The sequence below is a fragment of the Streptomyces sp. NPDC058664 genome (assembly GCF_042716635.1).
Classification (GTDB): domain Bacteria; phylum Actinomycetota; class Actinomycetes; order Streptomycetales; family Streptomycetaceae; genus Streptomyces.
Genome location: NZ_JBHXRW010000082.1, coordinates 1 through 3,046 on the forward strand (window position 1 = coordinate 1; position 3,046 = coordinate 3,046).

The following is a 3,046-nucleotide window of genomic DNA, read 5'->3' on the forward strand; positions in this document are numbered from 1 at the left end:
GAGGAGTCGTACGCGTGGCCGCCGCTGCGGCGGGTGCGAGAAGAGCGGCTGTTCGTGCGCGTGGGGTTCATACAGAACCTTCCTTGATACGGCGCTATCAAGGAATTTCCGCAGCGGAAGTGCATCGCGCGGAATCACAAGAACGGCCGATGGAATACGGGGATAAGACTGCCTGCGGTGAATTCGTCACGAGTGCAGGCGATGGAATCGGTGACGTCGTGCGGACGTGGAATCCAGGGCATCGGCGCGGCCCCGAAGAGTCCGCAAGCCTGGACGGGGGCGCCTGGTGGCGACTGCCCCACAGGCTGAACTACTGCGAATAATGTCTGCAGCTGGGGCCCGCACCCCGAGGGATGCGGGCCCCAGCTGCGAAAGGCGTGAAACGCCGCGAAGAGAAGCACATCTGAAAAGGTGCTCCTCTGACCGAAAGGGCCGAGAAGGCGCTTGAAGTTGTGGGAGCCATGATGGCAACTGGGATCGACAGTAGCACGTCCCGTCGCCCCGCGTCCGATGAATATCTTCACCGAGTCCATCGCACCGGGAAAACCCCTGTCCGCGCCGTACCGGAAATCCACATCCGGCAGGGACGGATGCTCGGGCGAACGAGCGGAGGGCCAAACGGGTGACCGGGCGGACGTCCCGCAACCGCGCGTACCTGCCCCGCGCCTACCCGCGCCCGCGTAGACGGCGGGCGGGTCCGGTCGCGGGGCGCGACGTGCCGAGCCGTTCGAAGGGTCCGGGCCCCGTTTGTCACAGCGCCGCGACGAGGGTGTCTTGATCCGTCCTCTGGCCGAACCCGTCGGCGGAGCGGGCCGTCGTGCCGGTTGAGAACGCGGAGCCGCGGAAAACGCCGCGGCCCGCTCACCGACCGGAAGGACCACCTGTCATGAACCGCCGCTCGCGCACCGCCCTCGTCGTCTCCGCCGCCCTGAGCGCCGGGCTGCTCGTGACCGCCTGCGGAGGCGGCTCGACCGATGCCGCCGACAGGAACGGGACGGCCTCCTCCGGCACCCCCGCGGGCACGGCGACCACAGCCACGGCCGCGGCGACCACCACACCGAGCGCCGCACAGGACAGCGGCGCCGCGAAGGCCACCCCGTCGACGGCCGACGGCGGCGAGGCGGACGGCCCGTCCCCGTCTGCAGCGGGCGGCTCCGGCCCCGCCGACAAGAGCGGCTACGGCCGGAGCTGCGGCACCCATGACCTTCAGTGGTCCGCCAAGGCCATGACGCAGGCCGGCGGCTACTACCAGGTCGGCGTCAAGGCCAGGCCCGGCATCACCTGCGTACTGCCCGCCGGTCTGCCCGTCTTCGCCTTCGGCTCCGGCGGCACCCAGGCCGGCCCCGCCGAGCAGGTCGCGGGCGAGGAGATCACCCTCGGCGGCGGCAGGACGGTGTACGCGGGCGTCACGCCGAAGAGCACCAGCGGTGACACCGGCACGGAGTACAGCACGGTCATCGCCTCCGTCAGTGCGGACGACCCCGAGCCCGTGTCCCTGAACATCGGCAGCGTCGTCGTCGACAAGCCCCTCACCACCAACTGGCACACCAACCCCGCCGACGCCGTCCCGTTCCCTTCCTGAACCGTCGCGGCACCGATGCCCGCCCCGCGCACGGAGCGGGCGGGCACGCGGCGAGGAGAGAGCGTGAGCGACGGCACCAGGGCCCACACCTCCGGCCTGTCGAGCTGAACGACGCACGGGTTCACTGAACGAGCGCTCCGCCCGCATGAACGACACAGCCATTCCACTGAATTGTTCAGCACTGTTTTACTGAACAGAACCCGTCACTACATCCATTCGAAACTCAAAGCATTCGCAGCCTTGACACGAAACCGGCGGGCAGTGCCTCATGGTGGGCAATCCCGATGTGCGGACCAGCGGCTCGGTCACAGAATTCTGACAACGTTGTCCATGATGTTGGTCAGGACCTCGGCACAGGGGTAAATCCCTTCCCATTCCTTGAAGGAGAGGCATGAACAAGCCGAGAAGCAGGTGGGTCACGGCCGCGGGCAGCGCCCTCGCGGGTGTCGCCGGTCTGCTGCTGCCCGTCTTCGGCCCCACCGGAGCCGCCCAGGCCGCCGACACGGGCATCCACGTCAGCAACGGCCGCGTCTACGAGGCCAACGGCAGCGAGTTCGTGATGCGCGGGGTCAACCACGCGCACGTCTGGTACCCCGGCGAGACCGGCGCCATCGCCGACATCGCGGCCAGGGGCGCCAACACCGTCCGGGTCGTCCTCGGCAGCGGCGACCGGTGGACCAGGACCGGCACGGCCGAGGTGACGTCGATCATCGACGACTGCAAGACCAACAAGGTCATCTGCGTGCTGGAGGTGCACGACACCACCGGTTACGGCGAGGACGGCGCCGCCACCTCCCTCGACAAGGCCGCCGACTACTGGGTCGGCGTCAAGAGCGCCCTCCAGGGCCAGGAGGACTACGTCGTCGTCAACATCGGCAACGAGCCCTTCGGCAACAGCGGTTACACGGCCTGGACCGACGCCACCAAGAACGCCGTCAAAAAGCTGCGCGGCGCCGGCATCTCGAACGCGCTCATGGTGGACGGCCCCAACTGGGGCCAGGACTGGTCGAACACCATGCGGAACAACGCGGCCTCGGTCTTCGCCGCCGACCCGCAGCGGAACACCATCTTCTCCATCCACATGTACGGCGTGTACGACACGGCCGCCGAGGTCCAGAGCTACCTGAACCACTTCGTGAGCAGCGGACTGCCGATCGTGGTGGGCGAGTTCGGCGACAACCACAGCGACGGCAACCCCGACGAGAACGCCATCATGGCCACGGCGCGCTCGCTGCGCGTCGGCTACCTCGGCTGGTCGTGGAGCGGCAACGGCAGCGGTGTCGAGTACCTCGACATGGCCAACGGCTTCGACGCGAACTCCCTCACCGCCTGGGGCAACCGGTTCTTCAACGGACCCGACGGGATCTCCTCCACCTCCACGCGGGCCACGATCTACGGCGGCGGCGGCGGTGGCGGTGGCGGCGGCGGCAACACCGGCGGTACGGCCCCCAACGGCTACCGTAC

At 68.5% G+C, this 3,046-nt stretch carries 2 protein-coding genes; both read left to right on the plus strand.

The window, feature by feature from the left end; translation table 11 throughout:
• Positions 1-886: 886 nt before the first annotated feature.
• Complete coding sequence (locus ACFWUY_RS37150) at positions 887-1,582, plus strand: hypothetical protein (protein WP_384120521.1); 696 nt, start codon at positions 887-889, stop codon at positions 1,580-1,582.
• 391 nt (positions 1,583-1,973) lie between these two features.
• On the plus strand, positions 1,974-3,046 hold a 1,073-nt coding region (locus tag ACFWUY_RS37155), incomplete at its 3' end, for a glycoside hydrolase family 5 protein (protein WP_384120522.1).

What these genes read in the sequence shown, in the direction of transcription:
- ACFWUY_RS37150 (WP_384120521.1), top strand. Translation starts at nt 887, where the DNA reads ATGAACCGCCGCTCGCGCACCGCCCTCGTCGTCTCCGCCGCCCTGAGC.